Source organism: Paenibacillus alba, assembly GCF_013204855.1.
Classification (GTDB): Bacteria; Bacillota; Bacilli; order Paenibacillales; family NBRC-103111; genus Paenibacillus_E; species Paenibacillus_E alba.
This window is the reverse complement of sequence record NZ_JABMKZ010000004.1, coordinates 273,268-292,418: the sequence shown is the minus strand read 5'-3', so window position 1 is coordinate 292,418 and position 19,151 is coordinate 273,268. Positions and strand designations below refer to the sequence as shown.

The window sequence follows — 19,151 nt, the reverse complement described above, 5'->3', positions numbered from 1 at the left end:
GTGGAGGTACAGCAACAACAAATACGTATTCTGTTGGTTGACGACCAAACGATGATCCGGCAGGGACTTGGCTATGTCATTCGCTTGCAATCCGACATGGAGGTAGTGGGCGAAGCAGCAGATGGCGAGGCAGCCGTGGAACAATGCCTGAGATGGAAGCCGGATATCGTCTTGATGGACGTGCAAATGCCGAAGCTTACCGGGATTGAGGCGGCGAAACAAATCATAGAGTCGCTGCCTGCAACGAAAATCGTCATTTTGACCACATTTGATGTACATGAATATGTGTATGAGGGCATTCGAGCAGGGGCAGTAGGCTACTTGCTGAAGGATGCCGATTCGGAAGATATGCTGCAAGCGATACGCTCTGCCTACCGCGGCGAAGCAGTATACCGAACTGCCAAAGCAGGTCAGGCACTGTCTGACATGTTGAGTGAACGGGAAGCCGGGGGATTGACTGCGGCGTATACGGAGCAATCTGAGGCCTGCCTGCTGGAACCACTGACAAGCCGGGAGCAGGAGGTATTGCAGCAGATGGCGTATGGACTGAGGAACGATCAAATTGCTGTGAAGCTGACCATTTCAGAAGGAACGGTTAAAACGCATGTTCATCGTATTTTGCAGAAGCTGGCGGTCGATGATCGTACACAGGCCGTCGTCTATGCGATTCGTCAAGGTATTGTCGAGTAAGTCGAGCAGAAATGAAGCCTAGTTCTATATCTGTAGATATAGGGAAAGCTCTGAGAAATCAACAGCTAGATAGCATCGCAATTTGCCATGGTGCTGTAACATAGATTACAGAACGGACGGTGGTTACCGGCCAAAACCAAGGGGGCTTTTTGCGATGATGCAAATACTTATAGTGTTAGCCGTCATTTTTTTGATGGTAAGAAGACAGTTAGGAACGAGGACCGTCAGCAGAAGAATGGTGATATTGCCATTAATTTTGTTGGTGTATGGCTTTTACATGGCATCTAGCATTTCCGGCATGGACGCTGGCGGTTGGTTGCTTCTTATTCTTGGTGCTGTGATTGGTTTCCCGATTGGGATATGGCAGGGGATTTTAACGAAAGTATTCAGGGAGGGCGGCGTTTGGATGACCAAAGGGTCTCCCATCGGCTTGGCCGTATGGCTGTTATCCATTCCAGTTCGCTACGGCTTAAGATTCGGCTTAGCGTATGTCATTCCAACTCATGCGTCGTTTACCGGCGGGAATGCTTCCATTCCTTTCTTGTTCGCTATTGCCGGCATCGTTTTAGGTCGACTAGTTGGCATTTGCATGAAACACCCGCAAGTCACACAGCAGCTAACCGCAAGTGCCTAAACAGCTGTTTTGTCACTGAGCAGGAGTGGGGCTCATGGGAAGAGTTCTCGGCAATTGATTTGGATGGATATTTGATTGGGTTTGGCTCGGTTTGAAAAAAAATCGTGCACATTCCATTCGTACTCGCATACTCTGGTACAAATGTCATTACATTTGGAGGGGTTTATGCCAATCAAACCACCAATTTTAAAACGGGGAGACACAATTGGGGTTGTTACTTTGGGTACCCCTCTTAGTGCGAAGACGATCACTGACCGAATACGAACACTGCAAGGAATGGGCTTCCATGTTGTAGTGGGTGACTTCGTTTATATCGAGGACGGATATCTTGCAGGGACAGATGAACAACGAGCAGTAGATTTCATGAATATGATAAAAAATCCAAATGTAAACATGATCCTTCCCACTCGTGGAGGTGTTGGAGTCGCTGGAATTTTGCCATATTTAGACTACTCACTCATACAACGCAATCCCAAAATAGTTTCAGGATATAGCGACATCACGATTTTATTAAATGTACTTTATCAATTTTGTGATTTAATTACTTTTCACAGTCTGCTCCTTATTGATTTCGATGCCAGTGAACCTGCGTATAATTTCAATCAATTTTATGAGGCAACGGCTGTATTCTTACCGACAAGACCCATTTTGAACCCTGAAGGAATTCCTTTAATCGGTAGGGTGAGGGGCGATGTCACAGGACGTATTGTAGGAGGTAATTTAACATCCTTTACGGATGCGATCGGAACTCCTTATGAAATCGATACGAGTGGTAAAATTATACTGATAGAAGAAACTCATGAACCTATAAATAAGGTTTATCGGATGATCAATCGGATGAAGCTATCAGGCAAATTCGACCATTGCCTTGGAATTGTAATGGGAGAATGCACGAATTGCGCAGCAGCGTATGGAAAATCGTATGAGGATTTAATAAATGAAGTCCTTGTTCCCCTCGGAAAACCATTATTGACAAATTTGGCATCCGGACATGGCAAATATAAAGCGGCAATCCCAATTGGCGCCAATGTTCGTTTGAACGCAAACGAGAACAAATTGACGGTGCTTGAAAGCACTGTATCTCTATCATAGGGTTGACGATTTGGGATAAAATTCAAGCTGCCATCTCATACTAACGGTGAGATGATGGAGGTGAATGCTATGCCCAAAAATGACGCCAATCCAAAGTATGACCGTGAAGATAACAAAGCAGACAAGAAAGCTAATCAGCAGAATCACGCTCATTTCACCGAAGAAGCACAAACGCTGACGAGCAGCAAGGCTGCTGATGATGTCCCAAGTTTAAACGGAATCCCCAAGAATCAAGTTTGATAAACTGGCTGCTCTTCCCGTCTGGCGAGTAGCTAGTGCAGGTACATGTTCAAAGAGAGCCTCCTCGATATTTGTAGGGGGTTCTTTATCGTGGGTTGTCTCGTTGAACAAAATTGTTAATTGCTGTATAATTTTTAATATCCAAAGATTAATTGAAATGGAGACAAGCAAATGATTAATAAAATCGGTCAAATTATGTTATATGTGAATAACCAAGATGAGGCATTGAAATTTTGGACAGAAAAATTAGGGTTCAGTTTAGTTTCTGAAGAAAACAACGAGCATATGAGATGGATTGAGATTGCTCCTACGAAGGAAGCAGGAACGAACATCGTTCTCCACAACAAGGAACTCATTGCCAAAATGCAGCCTCAATTGAATCTTAATACACCTTCGTTACTGTTTTTCTCGGACGAGCTCGATAGCTTATATCAAGACCTGAAGGACAAAAATATCACAGTCGGAGAACTCGTAACTATGCCTACAGGAAGAGTCTTCAACTTCGCTGACAATGAAGGAAATTACTTTGCTGTCTTGGAAAAAAAGTAAGTGAGAATGCACCTTAACCGGTGCTTTTTTTATTGCTTTGCCTGCTAATGCTATCGATTCTCATTCGGTGGCGTTTTTTTATGCGTGCATATTCGCGGTCGAGAGGTGTATATGAAAGTAAACACTGGTATATGGAATGGCTGCGTTCAGCCTCTTATACTTAAGCTATCAACAAAAGCTGAAAGACATGGAGCCATATGGGAGGTCAAATGAAAATGATACGAAGAGGGAAAAATGTTCTCACAGCCGCTTTGATCACCAGTCTAGTCGCTGTAACAGCATGCAGTAATAATCCGGAGCCTAGCCCGAATCCGTCCGCGTCTACAGCGGCAATGGAAACACAAACGACCGATACAATGAAGCTGCTTGAAGTTTCCACAGTTAGAGAAGGCGATCCGTATTTGAAATTCGACGCGGGTGAGAACTTCGATAACAATTCCGTTTACGCAGCCTACGAGAAAGACGCAGGTGTTAAAATTACGAATCAATGGGTCGCCGCTGATACCAACCAATACAAAGAAAAGCTGAAGATCGCAATTGCATCGAATGAAATTCCTGATTTGATGCTGGTGGACGCCACCCAGCTTCAGCAGTTGATTGAAGCGGACATGATTATGGATCTCACCAGCGTATACGATAAGTTTGCGACGCCAGAGACCAAAAAGTTCATGAAAATGGATGGCGGTACTCAAATGAAATCAGCCTCGATTGGCGGCAAATTGATGGCGATTCCGAGAACGTCCAATCCGTACTACTCGCAGTTTCTATATGTGCGTACCGACTGGCTCAAAAAGCTGAATTTGCCGGAGCCTAAGACGATGCAGGATCTCATGACCATTGCGGAGGCATTTAAGACCAAAGATCCTGGAGGAACCGGAAGAGCGTATGGTCTTGCACTCAACAAAGATTTGAAAGAAGACGGAGTAACCGGTCTCATCGGTTTCATGAATGGCTACCATGCCTACTTGGATTCGAATTCGGATTCAAGTCATTGGATGGATGACGGTAGCGGTAAGCTCGCTATGGGCTACGTGCAGCCGCAAATGAAAGAAGCGCTTAAGGCGCTGCAAGATATGTTCAAAAAAGGACTGATTGATCCCGAATTCGCTGTGAAAGATACGCAAAAAGAGTCGGAACTCATTTTCGGCAACAGCATTGGCCTTGTATACGGTGCCGAATGGGTACCTGCACATCTGGCGACCGGTGCGATTAAAGACGGTAAACAAGTGCAGGAGTGGGGCGTTTATCCGCTTCCCTCTGTCGATAACCAACCCGCAAAGGCGCAAATTGGCATCGGCGTCGACAGATATTACGTTGTGTCCAAGAAGGCGAAAAATCCGGAAGCCGTCATCAGACTGCTTAATCAATGGATTGTGGTCGATAACAACCAGACGGAAGATAACAAAGTGTATGAGTTTGGCAAAGACCGCGTGGAAAAGAAGAACAACTACTGGCTGCTGAATCCACTTAGAGTTGGCAGTTTATCGAACGATAACGGCGAGGTACTGCCGAAGGCGATTGCCACCAAAGACGCGAGTCTGGCGAAAACCAAGGATCAGAAAACGAGATACGAGCGGGCTATGAAATTTGTGAACGGCGATACCAGCATGTGGTGGGAATACTTGATTTCCGGTCCGAAGGGAGCCTATTCCTTGATTCCCGATATGAAAAAGAACAACCAATTCGAACAAACCAAGTTCTACGGTGCCCCGACGCCAACGATGGTTGAGAAGAATGCGATCCTTGAGAAAAAGCGCGACGAAGTATTTTTCAAAATTATCATGAACCAAGTTTCCATTGACGAGTTCGATAAATTTGTCGCCGATTGGAAGCGGCTTGGTGGAGATCAAATGACGAAAGAAGTGAACGACTGGTATGCGAAGAACAAGTAGTTCTTCGCTGTGGGGAGTGGTGGTGCATAATGAATTTGATTTCTCGCCTATGGAAGCGTGAATGGCCGCTTCATTTGATGCTGATTCCAGGACTGATGTTTGTTATCGTTTTTAGCTACATCCCCATGGCGGGTATTGTCATGGCATTTCAGAAATATATTCCAACCAGAGGTCTGTTTGGCTCTCCGTTCGTCGGGCTGAAAAACTTTCAATATATGTTCGTTTATCCCGACATTGGCCGCATTTTTTTCAATACCATCTATATTGCCGTTATGAAAATTACAGCAGGTTTATTCGTGCCGATAACGATTGCCATTCTGCTGAACGAGATGAGCAAACAGTGGATCAAACGAACGTTCCAAACGCTCGTTTACTTGCCGCACTTCATGTCCTGGGTGCTGCTAAGCGGCATATTAATCGATGTGCTTTCCCCGTCCACGGGGGTACTCAATCAATTGTTAGGCTTGCTAGGCATCGACCCGATCTACTTTCTGGGCAATAATCGCTGGTTCCCTTATGTGATGGTCGTTTCAGACGTATGGAAGGAATTCGGTTACGGAACGATCGTCTACTTAGCCGCCTTAACCAGCATTAATCCGTCGCTTTATGAAGCTGCGGAAATTGACGGCGCAGGACGCTGGAAGCAAACGCTGAACATTACAATCCCGGGGATGATGCCAATTATCGTTCTGATGTTTACGCTTAACATTGGCAACGTGCTCAATGCCGGATTCGATCAAATATTTAACTTATACAGTCCGCAAGTTTACGAAAGTGCTGACATCATTGATACGTTCGTGTATCGGATGGGCATCGAGCAGTCCCAGTTCGGATTCGCCACAGCGGTCGGACTGCTGAAATCGATCGTTTCGTTTATCTTTATCTCATTTTCCTATTTCTTCGCCTACCGTTTCGCGAATTACCGCATTTTTTGACCATAGATATGGGGAAGAGAGGGAACTCATCATGCGTTACAAAATGTCATTTAGCCGGGGGATTTTCTTGAGTGCTAATGTCATATTTTTAGCGGCGATCTCATTGGCCTGCCTGATGCCCATTATTCATATATTAGCCTTATCGTTCAGTACCGGGACGGCTGCATCTGCGGGCAAGGTCACGCTGTGGCCTGTCGAGTTTACGACGGCAGCTTACAATAACGTATTCGGCAAGCCTGAATATTTGCGTGCTTTCGGAGTTTCATTCGAACGACTTATTCTCGGAACCTCTATCAGTATGTTTTTGACGATTCTGACGGCGTATCCCTTATCCAAGGATGAGAGGCAGTTTCGGCTAAGGACATTTTACGTATGGGTATTCGTGTTCACCATCTTGTTTAGCGGAGGCATCATTCCATGGTATTTGACGGTGAAGTCGCTAGGCTTGATCGATACGATATGGGCGCTCGTTCTGCCTGGCGCGCTGCAGGTATTCAACGTTATTTTGCTGCTTAACTTTTACAGGAACCTGCCCAAAGAACTGGAGGAATCGGCTCGGATGGACGGTGCCGGACATTTTGCGATATTATGGAAAATTTATGTGCCACTGGCGCTTCCTGCACTTGCAACGACCGGCCTGTTTACGATGGTATGGCACTGGAACAGTTGGTTCGATGGCATGATTCTAATGAATCACCCCGACAAATACCCGCTGCAAACGTTCTTGCAAACCATCATTATCAAACTCGATTTCCGTTTTCTCCAAACACAGGACGCCGAGTTGATCAGCAAGTTGTCCGACCGTACAAGCAAAGCTGCCCAAATATTCGTCGCGGCTTTTCCTATTTTGATCGTATACCCTTTCCTGCAGCGATTTTTCATTAAAGGAATTGTGATGGGGAGTGTCAAAGAATAACAATCAGGATTGTTACCCCATGCATAGCAGGTGAACGCAGGATGAAGCGCTTTTTCCGACTTAGGGACTCTTCCATATTCAAAAAAATCATGGCCGCATTCATGGTGGTGCTGCTTCCATTAATGGCCATCACTTGGCTGATCAATGAGAAGGGGTCAGAAAGTATCCGCAAGGAAATCTCGCAGTCGACACTGAATACGACGGGGTATTACCTGGACTCACTCGAAAAGGAAGCGGACCGAATCGTCCAATATTTGCCCAAATACGTGACGGACGACGACTTAATCGAACTATCAACGACAGGCAGCGAATTGTCTTACTACGAGCGAGCACAGAAAATATTGGACATTCAGAAGCGGCTTGTGTTGATGAAGGACTCCAGCCCGTTTATTCAGGAAGCGAAGGCCTATGTTCCTTCTATCGATCGAACGCTGCTTAGCGTCAAATACGATACATCCATCGATTTGCAGGAGTTCGCCGCGATGCAGACTCACAACAGGCCCTACACAGAGCCAATTATCAATTGGAATGACCGGCTATTCATCTCCATACAGTACCCGATAAATACGCGGCGGGAGCCGCTTTTTATTGTCAGTGCCGAGCTGTCCGCCCAAAAATTAAAAGAGTCACTAGCTCAAATCGGCAGATCGCTGGGCGGCACAAGCATCTTATTGAACTTGGACCATGGCTGGCATCTCCAGAGTGACAACGATCCAACCCTGCTGGAGATGGCCAAGGTTTTTATTAAGGACAATCAGGCACAAGGAAAGAAGGAAGGGTTCGAAACCGTCCGTTATGGAGGCAAAAGCTATTTAGCCGTATATAAGTACTCTCCGCTTTGGAATTCGTATTCGTTAAGTCTAATTCCCGAAGCGAACGTGCTTGGTCCGATCCAAACCTACCGGGTTTGGTTTTGGTGGGCTTGCGCGCTCGCCATAGTTGTCGGCTTATTTTTCTCCTATTTGCTGTTCAGGCTCATCTATAGACCACTCATGCGGCTGGTGCATTCGTTCCGCCACGTTCAGCAGAATCGGCTGGAACCGATCGCCATCGACCGCGGGCATGACGAATTCGGGTATTTGTATCAGGCATTTAATGAAACGATTCATTCGCTGCGAACGTTGATTGAAGAAAATTATGAGCAACAAATTCGCAACCAGCGCTCAGAGCTGAAGAGGCTGCAATCGCAAATCAATCCGCACTTTTTGTACAACTGCTTCTTCGTACTGTGCCGGCTGATTAAGTCCGAGCAGCAGAAGGACAAAGCGTACCAATTTTGCTTATACATCGGCGAATATTTTCATTTTATTACGAGAGATGGCGAGGACGAAATCCCACTTGCGCTGGAAGTGAAGCATTCCCGCACCTATGTAGATATGCAGACCGTCTGCTACGGGGAGCGAATTCAAGTTAAGTTTGACGGTGATGTGATGGAGCGAACGGTGCCAAGACTTGTGCTGCAGCCGATTATCGAGAACGCTTACAAGCATGCGCTGGGCAATATGCGGACAGAAGGCGTTCTTTGGGTGCACAGTGAGGAGAACGAAGATGGGTTCTCTTTCTATGTCGAGGACAACGGAAGTGCCGTATCGGATGAAGAGATCAAACGGCTGAACACCTCATTACGTCGGTCAGAGCTCCGCATGGAAGAGACGACGGGACTTGTTAACGTTCATCGCAGAATTCAACTCCGCTACGGAGTCGAATATGGCATCACGTTGGCACGCTCAGCGCTGGGCGGCCTGAAAGTACGAATCCATTTCGGCAGCAGCTAAGAAACGTTTCTTCCAGAAACACTTGAGGAGGGGTTTGCTTGTACCGTTTACTTATTGTCGACGATCTTCCGATCATCGTGGACGGTCTGATGGAGCTTTTCGAACAAACCGCGTGTGTGGACGTAGACATTTTGAAAGCCTACTCCGGCGAAGAGGCTTTGGAGGTGCTGCAAAACAATCGGGTCGACATCGTCATTTCCGATATCAAAATGCCAGGACTTGAAGGCATAGAGCTGCTGCGAGAAATCAAAGCGCAGTGGCCGGCCTGCAAGGTCATTTTTCTAACAGGCTATACTGATTTCCATTACGTGCAAAGCGCTGTCAAATACGGCAGCTTCGAGTATATTCTGAAGATTGAAAGCGATGAGAAAATCATCCGTTCCGTCGAGCGGGCGATTGCGAAGTTCGAAGAAGAATACGACCAGCAGCGCATGTTCGAAAGAGCGAACATGCGGATGCGGCTGGCGCTGCCATCGCTGCAGAAAGATTACGTTACAGGGCTTTTGCAGGGCAATCAGGTAACAGAAAGCCAATTGGAAAGCCATTTTAAAGATATCGATATGCCGCTTCGAGCGGACATGCCGATTATTTTGCTGATTGGGCGCATCGATGACTGGAAGGACCTGATAACAGCGCCGGATAAAGCACTGCTCATTTATGCCGTACAGAATGTTACCGAGGAATATTTATCGCCATATGTGCGTTGTTTGTCCTATGTGTACGACCAATCCAAAATCGTATGGTTCATCCAGCCAAGTGGAGACAACGATCCACAAACCTCAATTAATGCATCCGATTCGGTATGGAAAAAATCGTCCACCTATGTAAGCGGTATGCTGGAGACCATTCAGCGAACATGCAAGAAGCTGTTGAAGCTGCCTGTTTCGTTCATGCTGAGCTGCGAGCCTGTGGCGTGGAGCGGTGTTTCTGAAAGTTTTCATCGGTTGAAATATGGATTATTATTCGGAATGGGGCTGTCGAGCGAGGTTATTTTGAGTGATTCCGACATCCGGAGGGCTGAGAAAAATACGGCGGGGGAGAAGCAGAACGATTTTTTCCATCTGACTCGTGTACAGCTTCTTGCCAAATCCCTGGAGAACAGCCACCGTGAAGAGTTTTACAAGCTGTACTTGGAACTGACGGAGATCTGGAGCGAGGAAGAATCCCCTTTCGAACGGAAAAAGGAACTCTATCACTCCCTAGCCGCTATTTATCTAACCTACATCAACAAAAGTCCAGAGATGCGTACCTATGTGAACGCCGTTCACGATTTGGCTCCGCTGTTCCAGTTCGGCGAGAAAGACGCCTGGCTTTCCTTGAGGCAATACTTTATGCAAACGGCTGACTGCTTGTTCAACTGGAATGCCATTCAGGGCGAGAAATTGCCTTCGGAAGTTGTGCAAAAAGCACACCAATACATCGAAGCAAACATTTCTACAGATATTTCCCTTAACGCGATTGCGGATCACGTTGGACTGAATCCATCGTATTTTTCCAGGCTGTATAAGCAAATGACCGGCATCGGTTTATCCGACTACATCATTGATTATCGAAATTTGAAAGCGAAGGAGCTGCTTATGGGCAGCACGATGAAAGTGAACGAAATCGCCGCTGCGCTTGGCTACAATTCCGCATTAGCGTTCATCCGCTTCTTCAAAAAGCAGAACGAAACGACGCCACAAGAATATAGGATGCTGCGCATATGAAAGTGATGTCTAAACCTAGTTAGGAGTTCAACGGTATGAGAAAGCTAATTACGGCAAGAGGATTAGTTGTTTCTTGTCAAGCCTATGAAGGTGAGCCGCTGTATGGGCCTCATTTTATGGCCGAAATGGCCAAGGGAGCTGAGCTGGGCGGAGCAATCGGGATTCGCGCGAACGGCGTTGCGGATATCTTTGTCATGAAACAGCTCATTCAAGTGCCGATTATCGGTCTCAATAAAAGAAAAATGGAAGGCAGCGATGTTTATATTACGCCTACTGTAGAGGATGCTTTAGCGGTATATGCGGCTGGGGCGAATATCGTGGCCATTGACGGAACGAATCGGCTGCGACCTGACGGGAGATCATTAGCAGACACGGTAAGACAGCTCAAACAGCATAACATCCCGATTATGGCGGATATTTCGAATGATGAGGAAGGTCTGTATGCAGCAGAATTAGGGGTCGATTATATTTCGACAACCTTATCAGGATACACGCCATACAGTCCGCAAATAAGCGGACCCGACATCGAATTGGTCGCTCGACTGGCCCGCGCAGTAGCCATTCCCGTTGCAGCAGAAGGAAAGTATAGCCAACCTGCGGAAGTCAACCGTGCTTTGGAAGCCGGTGCCCAATTCGTTGTTATTGGAAGTGCAATAACGCGCCCTCAGCATATTACCGAAAGATTCATTCATGCGATTCCTCACGATTTATAATAGAATAACGAAAGGTTGTAAGGCGGATGAAAGCAATCGGTATCGATATCGGCGGCACTTCGATCAAAGGGCTCGTTATCAACGACCAAGGCCAACTATTGACGCAAAGCAGGATTGCGACGGATGCCCAGCAGGGACGAGAGCATATTCTGAGCAAAGTGAGCTTCGTCATTGCGGAACTTCTTGCGGCGCACAAAGATGCGATTGGAATTGGCATCGGCACGGCGGGACGAGTCAACACAGAGACTGGGGACATCGTGTATGCGACAACGAATTTGCCAGGTTGGCAGGGTACGCAGTTAAAACAAATCATCGAGTCTGAGTTTGACCGGCCTGCGTTCATCGATAACGATGCCAATACGGCAATGATCGGAGAAGCGTGGCTTGGTGCCGGGAGAGTCTATGGCGATTTGACGATGTTGACGCTTGGCACCGGGGTTGGGGGTGCCAATATGGTGCGCGGTGAACTTGTCCGCGGGTCGCTATGGAATGGCGGTGAATGGGGGCATGTTGTGTTGGTCCCGCGAGGGAAGCTTTGCAATTGCGGCCAATACGGTTGTATTGAACAATACGTTTCCGGTACAGCTTTGGTAACTGCCGCGCGAGAGGCCACACTATTTCCATATTCGTCTGGTATGGAGGTTCTGCAAGATTATGAACAAGGACAACCGCAGATCGTGGGCGTGGTCCATCAATTTTTGGACGATTTGGTGACCGTCATCTATAACGTTCATCTTGGCCTAAATCCGCAAGCGATTGTCATCGGCGGCGGGCTTGTCGATTCTAGGGAGAAATGGTGGGGATTGTTCATGACCAAAGTGAAACACCTTCAGCTCGGCATTGAGGTACAACCAGCCGATCTTGGCAATCTGGCAGGTTCGATCGGTGCGGCAAAACAGGTGTTATCATTTATGCTATAATAACAATCTAATATCGGTTGAAAGGAGAATCATCATGAAACAACGACGACTTAGAAACGAAGTTCCCGTCGAGCTCACTTGGAATCTTGACGAGCTTTTCGCAAGCACGCAGGAATGGGAAGCTGAACTGGAAGCTATTCAAGATGAAGCTTCTCTTTTGGAGCCATTCAAAGGGACTTTACAAGCGGGAGCAAGCCGGTTGGCAGACTGCTTAGAGGCACAAGAAGCGTTGCTTGCCCGCAGCACGCGAGCGGCAACGTATGCGAGGCTGCGTTTCTCAGAAGATTCCAGCAACCCGCAAAACCAAGCGAACTCCACACGTTCCGGTGACTTCACATCGGGAATCGGAGCGGCGATTTCCTTTATTCGTTCAGAAATCCTTGAGCTGCCGGAAGGAACGATAGAAGGATATATACAGGAGGAGGCGCGGTTAGAGCCTTTCCGCAAAAGCTTAAACGACTTGCTCGAAACCAAGCGTCATAAGCTTAGTGCAGAAACGGAGGCTGTATTGGCGTCACTCGGTGAAGTGTTGGGAGCGCCATACAATATTTATCAGCGCAGCAAGCTATCTGACCTCTCTTTTGACGCTGTACAGGATGCGGATGGCGTAACCCATCCCGTTTCATTTGCTTTGTTTGAAACAGACTATGAGTTTTCTTCGAATACCAGTCTGCGCCGGGCTTCATACGAGTCATTCAGTAAGACACTCGAGCAGTATCAGAATACGTTTGCCGCAATTTACGCTACGGAAGTGAAGCGGCAAGTCGTAACTGCCCGTTTACGTGGCTATGACTCCGCAACAGATATGCTTTTGCAGCCACAGCAAGTGACGAAGGAGATGTACACGAACATCCTCGATGTCATTCTTGCGGAGCTTGCCCCGCATATGCGTCGTCTGATGCAATTGAAGAAAAAGGTGCTGGGCCTAGATCAACTGTTGTTTAGCGACCTGAAGGCACCGTTCGATCCAGACTTCAATCCTCCGGTTACAACCGAGGAAGCAGGGCAAACCATCCTTGAAGCACTGCGTATCATGGGACCGGAGTACACGGAGCTCATGGAGCAAGCCTTATCAGAACGATGGATTGACTATGCCGACAATGTAGGCAAGTCGACTGGCGCATTCTGTGCGTCGCCATATGGGAAACACTCTTACATTTTAATTACGTGGGGCGGCAATATGCGCAGCGCCTTCACCTTGGCACATGAGCTTGGACACGCAGGTCATTTGATGCTCGCAGCTCGCAATCAGCGTTACACCAACTTCCGGCCGTCCCTTTATTTCATCGAAGCACCGTCCACGATGAATGAGCTGCTGCTGGCGGAACACATTATGAAGAAGTCCAATGAACCGCGGATGAAGCGTTGGGTCATTTTGCAGATGTTAAATACGTACTATCATAATTTCGTAACGCATTTGTTGGAAGCCGATATGCAAAGAAGAGTATACACGGCTGCCGAGCAGGGAGAAGCATTAACCGCGAAGAAGCTGTCCAGCCTAAAAGGTGAAGTGCTTTCCGAGTTCTGGGGTGACACTGTGGAGCTTGATTCCAGAGCCCATCTAACCTGGATGCGTCAGCCACATTATTATATGGGTCTTTATCCTTACACTTACGCAGCAGGATTGACTGCATCTACAGCGGTTGCACAGCTGATTCAAGAGGAAGGGCAGACTGCTGTTGAACGGTGGCTGGAAGTACTTAAGGCTGGAGGAACAATGAATCCGCTTGACTTAATGAAACATGCCGGTGTTGATATGTCTGAACCTAAGCCGATCCAAAGCGCTGTTGCCTATGTGGGTTCGTTGATCGACGAGCTTGAACGATTATTTTAAACATACATAAATAAGGCCCAAAGAGGGTTGAGCTTCATTTGATAAAAGCACTTTGGTTATTAAAAACCAGAGTGCTTTTTACGATTTCGGATCGTCCACACGGTTGTCCTCGGGGTCGAGAGAGATAATGAGGAGTGTTTCCCGAGCAAAGTAAACAAGTGTATATCAAAGTAAGAAATTATCTCTTTGTACGGTGGAACAGCTCATTTAGTATTAAGAGTGAAGAGGCCTCTTCACGTTGTATGCAGGAGATTGTAAACCACATTCAGGAGGGAAAATGATGATTCCGATGAAAAAATGGATATCGTTAGCCGTATGTATGGTGCTGATGTTAATGATGATGCCCAGTGTGCATGCGGCTGAGAAACAACCGGAACTTCGTAATCTGGTTAAGGGTTTAAGTTATACATGGTCCGAAACACCGGATCCCAGCTATCCGGATACCGGGAATAAGCTTACAGATGGAAAAGTTGGCAGCTTGAACGTGCTCGATCCAGCATGGGTGGGGAATTTACATAAAAAAACGCGTGAAGTCGTGTTTGATCTGGGAAGTTCCAAATCTGTTTCCAGCATTAAAGCCCATTTTCTACAAGATTGGCCGGGATCTGCTGTTCTTTTTCCACTGACGGTTTCCATGTACGCTTCCGACGATAAAGCACATTGGGGGACGCTTGCCAATAAAGCAACAGAGCAGCTGTGGAGCGATGGACCTCCGGTAGATCAATACTATACTTGGGACGGCGGCAAGGATGGGGTTGAGAGACCCGGCCATGACGCGGTGATGGCGTATGCCCGATATATCAAAGTGACCTTCTCCATGCACCCAAGTGCGTGGTCGTTTGTGGACGAAATCGAGATTTGGGGGACCGATGGAAAAGCGAAAGGTGCAAAGAAGGTGCCTTCCGACCCATTCACCTATTTGCAACCAGGTAAAGACACTGCGGGTATTTCCAATTTGTCACTTTTATACAATGGCTATTATGCCAATGGAGAAGGCAACTGGACGAAAGAGAAGCTGATTCCCGAGATTAGCTATATCAATAAGGATGGGAACCCGATCGATTGGTTTTTTGACGGTTTCCTTATGCTCGGATTAATGACTCCGCAAGGGCGTGATTTTGGCGGTGGCGGCGCGTACCTGACCGACTGGAAATGGTATCTCGATAAGACGCTTTCTGATCAAGGAGATCTACGTCAGCTGAATGAGGCGACCAAGGAAGTCGGCGGGAAACTAGGGCAGCCAAAGCATAAATCGAAGGTAGTCATGATGATCCCGAATCCTGGCGAGTATGTATCAGATTTCGGCGATGTGGACGGCGACGGAATATTGGAGAACTTTAATGAGGGCTTGGTAGGCAAGGAAGCTGCTTTGGCCAATAGACAGAAAGCTGTTCGTTGGTGGATTCAAGAGGTTAAGAAACGCTGGAAAGAACAAAATTTCTCCAATCTTGAGCTTGTCGGCATGTATTGGCTGGATGAGCAGGTAAGTACGAGTGAGACGGGACCCGAAACTCTCCGCTTAGTCAATAAACTCGTCCACGATCAGGGTTATAAGTCATTCTGGATCCCACACTTCCTGGCGTACAAAAGCTATATGTGGCAAGATGTCGGCTTTGATGCAGCAGCTTTTCAACCCAACTATTACTTTGAAAATCTGAATGTTGATCGCGTCGAAGATGCCGCAAATATCGCCAAAACCTATGGAATGGGAGTGGAGATGGAATTTGATGACAGGATGCTGACAGATAAGGTCTTCCGTGACAGATTCATGGATTACCTCAAAGGCGGAGTAAAGTATGGCTACATGAAGAATGCATTTAAAGCCTATTACAAAGGCAGCGGCCCCGTCTTGCTTCATGCAGCAAAAAGCAGCGATCCAGAGATTCGAAATCTGTACGACTCGCTTTACCAATTCACGAAAAGCAAATACTCGAATTGATGAGGCTTGAATGAGGTCACGGCTATCGTTAACATCGCCTTGAAAATAGGCGATGTTTTCTTTTTGGTGAGCCTTTGATTTTAATATTGACATAACTTATAAAAGAAGATATATTTCTTATGGTTAATTGTAATGATTACGATTAAAAGTGAACTGGGAAAGGCAGTTGATACAATGAGCATGCCAAGTTTGCAAGCCAGAATCCCTGTTACTGTGTTGAGTGGTTATCTGGGGGCAGGCAAGACGACACTGTTAAATCATATATTGCATAATCGCGACGGTCTGAAGGTTGCAGTCATCGTGAATGATTTGAGCGAAGTGAATATCGATGCGGATTTGATTCGGGAGGGCGGCGGATTAAGCCGTACAGAAGAGAAGCTAGTCGAAATGTCCAACGGCTGCATATGCTGCACATTAAGGGATGATCTTCTGCAGGAAATTGAGCGGCTTGCTTTGGAGAAACGATTTGATTACATACTAATCGAATCGACGGGAGTAGGAGAGCCTTTGCCTGTAGCTCAAACGTTCACTTATGTTGACGAAGAGAAGCAAATCGATTTATCCAAGCTGACTCGTTTGGACACCATGGTGACAGTTGTTGATGCCTATCACTTCTGGCAAGATTTCAATACGCGGGAAAGCTTGAGAGACCGTGGACAGGATGCAGGCATAGAGGATACACGCAGTGTCGTAAATCTTCTGACAGAACAAGTTGAGTTTTGTGACGTTCTCATCATCAATAAGTGCGATATGGTGGCGGAAGATGAACTTGTCAAGTTGGAAGTGGCTCTAAAGGGATTGCAGCCAAGAGCGAGAATCATAAGAGCTTCCCATGGCAAAGTGGATCCTAAGTCGATATTGAATACTCACTTATTCAACTTTGAAGAAGCCAGCCAATCCGCTGGTTGGATGCGGGAATTGCAGAAGGAATCACATACACCCGAAACTGAAGAGTACGGGATTACTTCTTTTGTTTATACACGTAAAATTCCTTTCCATCCTGAGCGTTTGTTGAAATGGATGGCGAAGTAGCCCCAATCGATTGTCCGTTCCAAAGGTTTAGTGTGGATTGCCACTCGCAATAACATGGCGATTTCTTTCAGTCAAGCGGGTGTCTCCAGACAGCTGTCGCCAGCGGGCTTATGGGTCGCATCGATGTCAGAGGAAGAGAGGTTTGTGCATTTCGACAGCGACTTTCCCAAATCGCCGGATTGGGATGATGCGTGGGGTGACAGGGTGACGAAGCTTGTCTTTATCGGCATTGAGATGGAGCGTGAAGAAATTACAAGAACGCTTGATGAAGCTCTTTTAACGGTGGAAGAAATGAAAAGTAATTGGAGAAAGCTGACAGATCCGATTCCCAAGTTCTATTGATGGAACGATGAAAAGCTTTATTTTACAGCGATTTCTCCAAATTAGTAAACCGTGCGTAGCGCGGTTTTTTTATTTTACGTCGGAAAGTATAAGTTCTCAGGAGAGGACTGTTAGGTGCAAATGAAGCCCCCTTTTTTTGAGAGAGAAAGCTGGTTTCATTGGATTAATTCCAATGGAAGTTAGTTTGAAGGGCTTGAAAGACGGTTTACATTGGATAAACGCCAATGGATAATCTAAAAACAGCAGGCATCTTGGAATTTATGGGATATTTCATTGGAATATTTCCAGTGAAAGCTTGAAATCAGACGTTTGACGGCTGATTTGATTGGACAAATTGCAATGAGAAGAGTTAGTATCTGCTTCCGAAGGTTCCTCCTTTTTATTTCAAATCCCATTCCCTAATTATGGTAAAATGAAATGTATGGGAACAATTTTAAGCAATAAGGGAGGAATTTTTCAAAATATGTACAAGGTTGTATTCTTTGATGTTGACGGCACCCTATTAAGTGAAATGGATAGAAGTTTACCTCTAAGTACAAAAGAAGCAGTCGAAAAGTTGATAGAAAAAAATATAAAAGTCGTAGTCGCAACAGGAAGACCCTATAATTTGTGCGAAGAGTTTAAGGCTATGGGCATTGATACGTTTATTTCTGCTAATGGGGCGTTTATAAAATGCAATGATAACATTATCCATAAATCTGTGATTTCCAGAAAAACAGTCCGTGATATCTCATCTTTTGCGGAGCTGAACGGACATGGCCTTTCATATTTTACTGAGCTATTCGCAATGAACGGATTAGGGATCGATGATGAGCGGGTTATGAAGGCTTTAAAAGAGACGTTGAGTCTTACGCAATATCCTGAAAAAATGAGTTCGCTGTTAGAAGATGTCTATTGTCTATGTTTGTATGCGGATGAGAGAGAAGCAGAAAAATTCCTAATCAGATTTCCTACGCTCAGATTCGAGCGATTTCATGGCTACGTAATGAATGTGCTTGAAGAAACGGAAGTTTCCAAATCAACGGCGATTAAAAGAGTGCTGGAACATCTAAACATTTGCAAGTCGGAAGCGATTGCTTTCGGTGACGGTGGAAATGATATCGACATGTTGGAGTACGTAGGATTAGGAATTGCAATGGAAAACGGTGATGAGCGGTTAAAACAAAAAGCGGATTACGTTACAAAAAAAGCAAGCGAAGGTGGCATATCCTACGCTTTAAAGAAATTTGGTATCATTTAAATAAGTAAATGCGCGCCGTCCTACGAGATTGCTCGTAAGGATTACAAGTCTAAATTGGTAAACCTGATATGTTTAGAGCGTGCATTGGGCAAATATTCATCTAATTATAGGAGATGGCATAATGAGAATGAGATTAGGTTATATAGTTTTGCTGTTATTCTTAACGGGTTGTACCAAAACTGATACCGACGTAATAATCAAGGAAAGCTCTACCGTATTAGACGAGTCTTGGAAAGTAAGCAGTATGTTTAAAAACGATAATTTTATATTGTTAGGTGAACAAGGTAAAATCGGATTTATTTATGATGATAATGAGGTTGTTCGGTTTTATCCTGGTAAAAAACAGAAGTATATGTGGCATTTTTGGGCTGAAACACCACAAGAAACGCAAAATTTATTTGGTAAGAAGGTAAAGATTATCGGAGTGAGCAAAAAAACAGGAGAAAAAGTAAATGTTTTTGAAGGCAGCATAGGAATTCCAAATACCGCCATAAAAGATAATGATAAGGTAGGTAGAATGCCATCAATGATGATTTTACCTTCAAAGGGACTATGGAGGCTAGAAGCTTATGTAGAGGAAAAGTTATTCGGTAGCGTGGTTGTGGAAGTACACTAGACACCTATCTTTCAATACAAGGTACAAAAGGGAGGTTGAACAACTCATCCTTCAGCTTAGAGGAACAAATCGAGTTCGCGATTCAG

16 protein-coding genes and 1 pseudogene are annotated in these 19,151 nt (G+C 45.9%); all 17 read left to right on the top strand.

All coding sequences use genetic code 11. The features are described 5' to 3' along the window. The 17 genes and pseudogenes from HQN90_RS08275 (at nucleotide 1) to HQN90_RS08195 (ending at nucleotide 19,065) form a co-directional block, all read left to right on the top strand. Nucleotides 1-690 (top strand): response regulator, encoded by a 690-nt coding sequence (locus HQN90_RS08275; RefSeq protein WP_173217300.1) that lies wholly within the window; start codon nucleotides 1-3, stop codon nucleotides 688-690. A gap of 154 nt (nucleotides 691-844) precedes the next feature. Continuing rightward, the gene (locus HQN90_RS08270; protein ID WP_173217299.1) at nucleotides 845-1,324 is read left to right on the top strand and encodes a DUF1453 family protein; all 480 of its coding nucleotides are present in this window, start codon (nucleotides 845-847) and stop codon (nucleotides 1,322-1,324) included. A gap of 165 nt (nucleotides 1,325-1,489) precedes the next feature. After that, nucleotides 1,490-2,416, top strand: a complete 927-nt coding sequence (locus HQN90_RS08265) for a S66 peptidase family protein (RefSeq protein WP_173217298.1) — start codon at nucleotides 1,490-1,492, stop codon at nucleotides 2,414-2,416. Nucleotides 2,417-2,485: 69 nt separating this feature from the next. Beyond that, nucleotides 2,486-2,656 (top strand): hypothetical protein, encoded by a 171-nt coding sequence (locus tag HQN90_RS08260; protein WP_173217297.1) that lies wholly within the window; start codon nucleotides 2,486-2,488, stop codon nucleotides 2,654-2,656. A gap of 171 nt (nucleotides 2,657-2,827) precedes the next feature. Beyond that, nucleotides 2,828-3,205, top strand: coding sequence for a VOC family protein (locus tag HQN90_RS08255; RefSeq protein WP_173217296.1), 378 nt, complete (start codon nucleotides 2,828-2,830; stop codon nucleotides 3,203-3,205). A 209-nt stretch (nucleotides 3,206-3,414) separates the two neighbouring features. Beyond that, nucleotides 3,415-5,097 (top strand): extracellular solute-binding protein, encoded by a 1,683-nt coding sequence (locus tag HQN90_RS08250; protein ID WP_420851036.1) that lies wholly within the window; start codon nucleotides 3,415-3,417, stop codon nucleotides 5,095-5,097. A 29-nt stretch (nucleotides 5,098-5,126) separates the two neighbouring features. Continuing rightward, nucleotides 5,127-6,032, top strand: coding sequence for an ABC transporter permease (locus tag HQN90_RS08245; RefSeq protein WP_173217295.1), 906 nt, complete (start codon nucleotides 5,127-5,129; stop codon nucleotides 6,030-6,032). 31 nt (nucleotides 6,033-6,063) lie between these two features. Next, the gene (locus HQN90_RS08240; RefSeq protein WP_173217294.1) at nucleotides 6,064-6,948 is read left to right on the top strand and encodes a carbohydrate ABC transporter permease; all 885 of its coding nucleotides are present in this window, start codon (nucleotides 6,064-6,066) and stop codon (nucleotides 6,946-6,948) included. A 41-nt stretch (nucleotides 6,949-6,989) separates the two neighbouring features. Then, entirely contained in the window at nucleotides 6,990-8,723 is a 1,734-nt protein-coding gene (locus tag HQN90_RS08235; RefSeq protein ID WP_173217293.1) for a sensor histidine kinase, read from the top strand. A gap of 38 nt (nucleotides 8,724-8,761) precedes the next feature. Beyond that, entirely contained in the window at nucleotides 8,762-10,429 is a 1,668-nt protein-coding gene (locus HQN90_RS08230; RefSeq protein ID WP_173217292.1) for a response regulator transcription factor, read from the top strand. Between the two features lie 35 nt (nucleotides 10,430-10,464). Next, entirely contained in the window at nucleotides 10,465-11,142 is a 678-nt protein-coding gene (locus tag HQN90_RS08225; RefSeq protein WP_173217291.1) for an N-acetylmannosamine-6-phosphate 2-epimerase, read from the top strand. 26 nt (nucleotides 11,143-11,168) lie between these two features. After that, complete coding sequence (locus HQN90_RS08220) at nucleotides 11,169-12,062, top strand: ROK family protein (RefSeq protein WP_173217290.1); 894 nt, start codon at nucleotides 11,169-11,171, stop codon at nucleotides 12,060-12,062. Nucleotides 12,063-12,096: 34 nt separating this feature from the next. Next, nucleotides 12,097-13,896, top strand: coding sequence for an oligoendopeptidase F (pepF, locus tag HQN90_RS08215; RefSeq protein ID WP_173217289.1), 1,800 nt, complete (start codon nucleotides 12,097-12,099; stop codon nucleotides 13,894-13,896). A gap of 280 nt (nucleotides 13,897-14,176) precedes the next feature. After that, a complete protein-coding gene (locus HQN90_RS08210) occupies nucleotides 14,177-15,835 on the top strand; it encodes a DUF4855 domain-containing protein (protein WP_173217442.1) in 1,659 nt (552 codons plus the stop codon). A gap of 174 nt (nucleotides 15,836-16,009) precedes the next feature. Beyond that, a pseudogene (locus HQN90_RS08205) lies at nucleotides 16,010-17,209 on the top strand (GTP-binding protein). A 463-nt stretch (nucleotides 17,210-17,672) separates the two neighbouring features. Then, complete coding sequence (locus HQN90_RS08200; RefSeq protein ID WP_173217441.1) at nucleotides 17,673-18,449, top strand: Cof-type HAD-IIB family hydrolase; 777 nt, start codon at nucleotides 17,673-17,675, stop codon at nucleotides 18,447-18,449. A gap of 121 nt (nucleotides 18,450-18,570) precedes the next feature. Continuing rightward, nucleotides 18,571-19,065, top strand: coding sequence for a hypothetical protein (locus tag HQN90_RS08195; RefSeq protein WP_173217288.1), 495 nt, complete (start codon nucleotides 18,571-18,573; stop codon nucleotides 19,063-19,065). Nucleotides 19,066-19,151 lie beyond the last annotated feature (86 nt).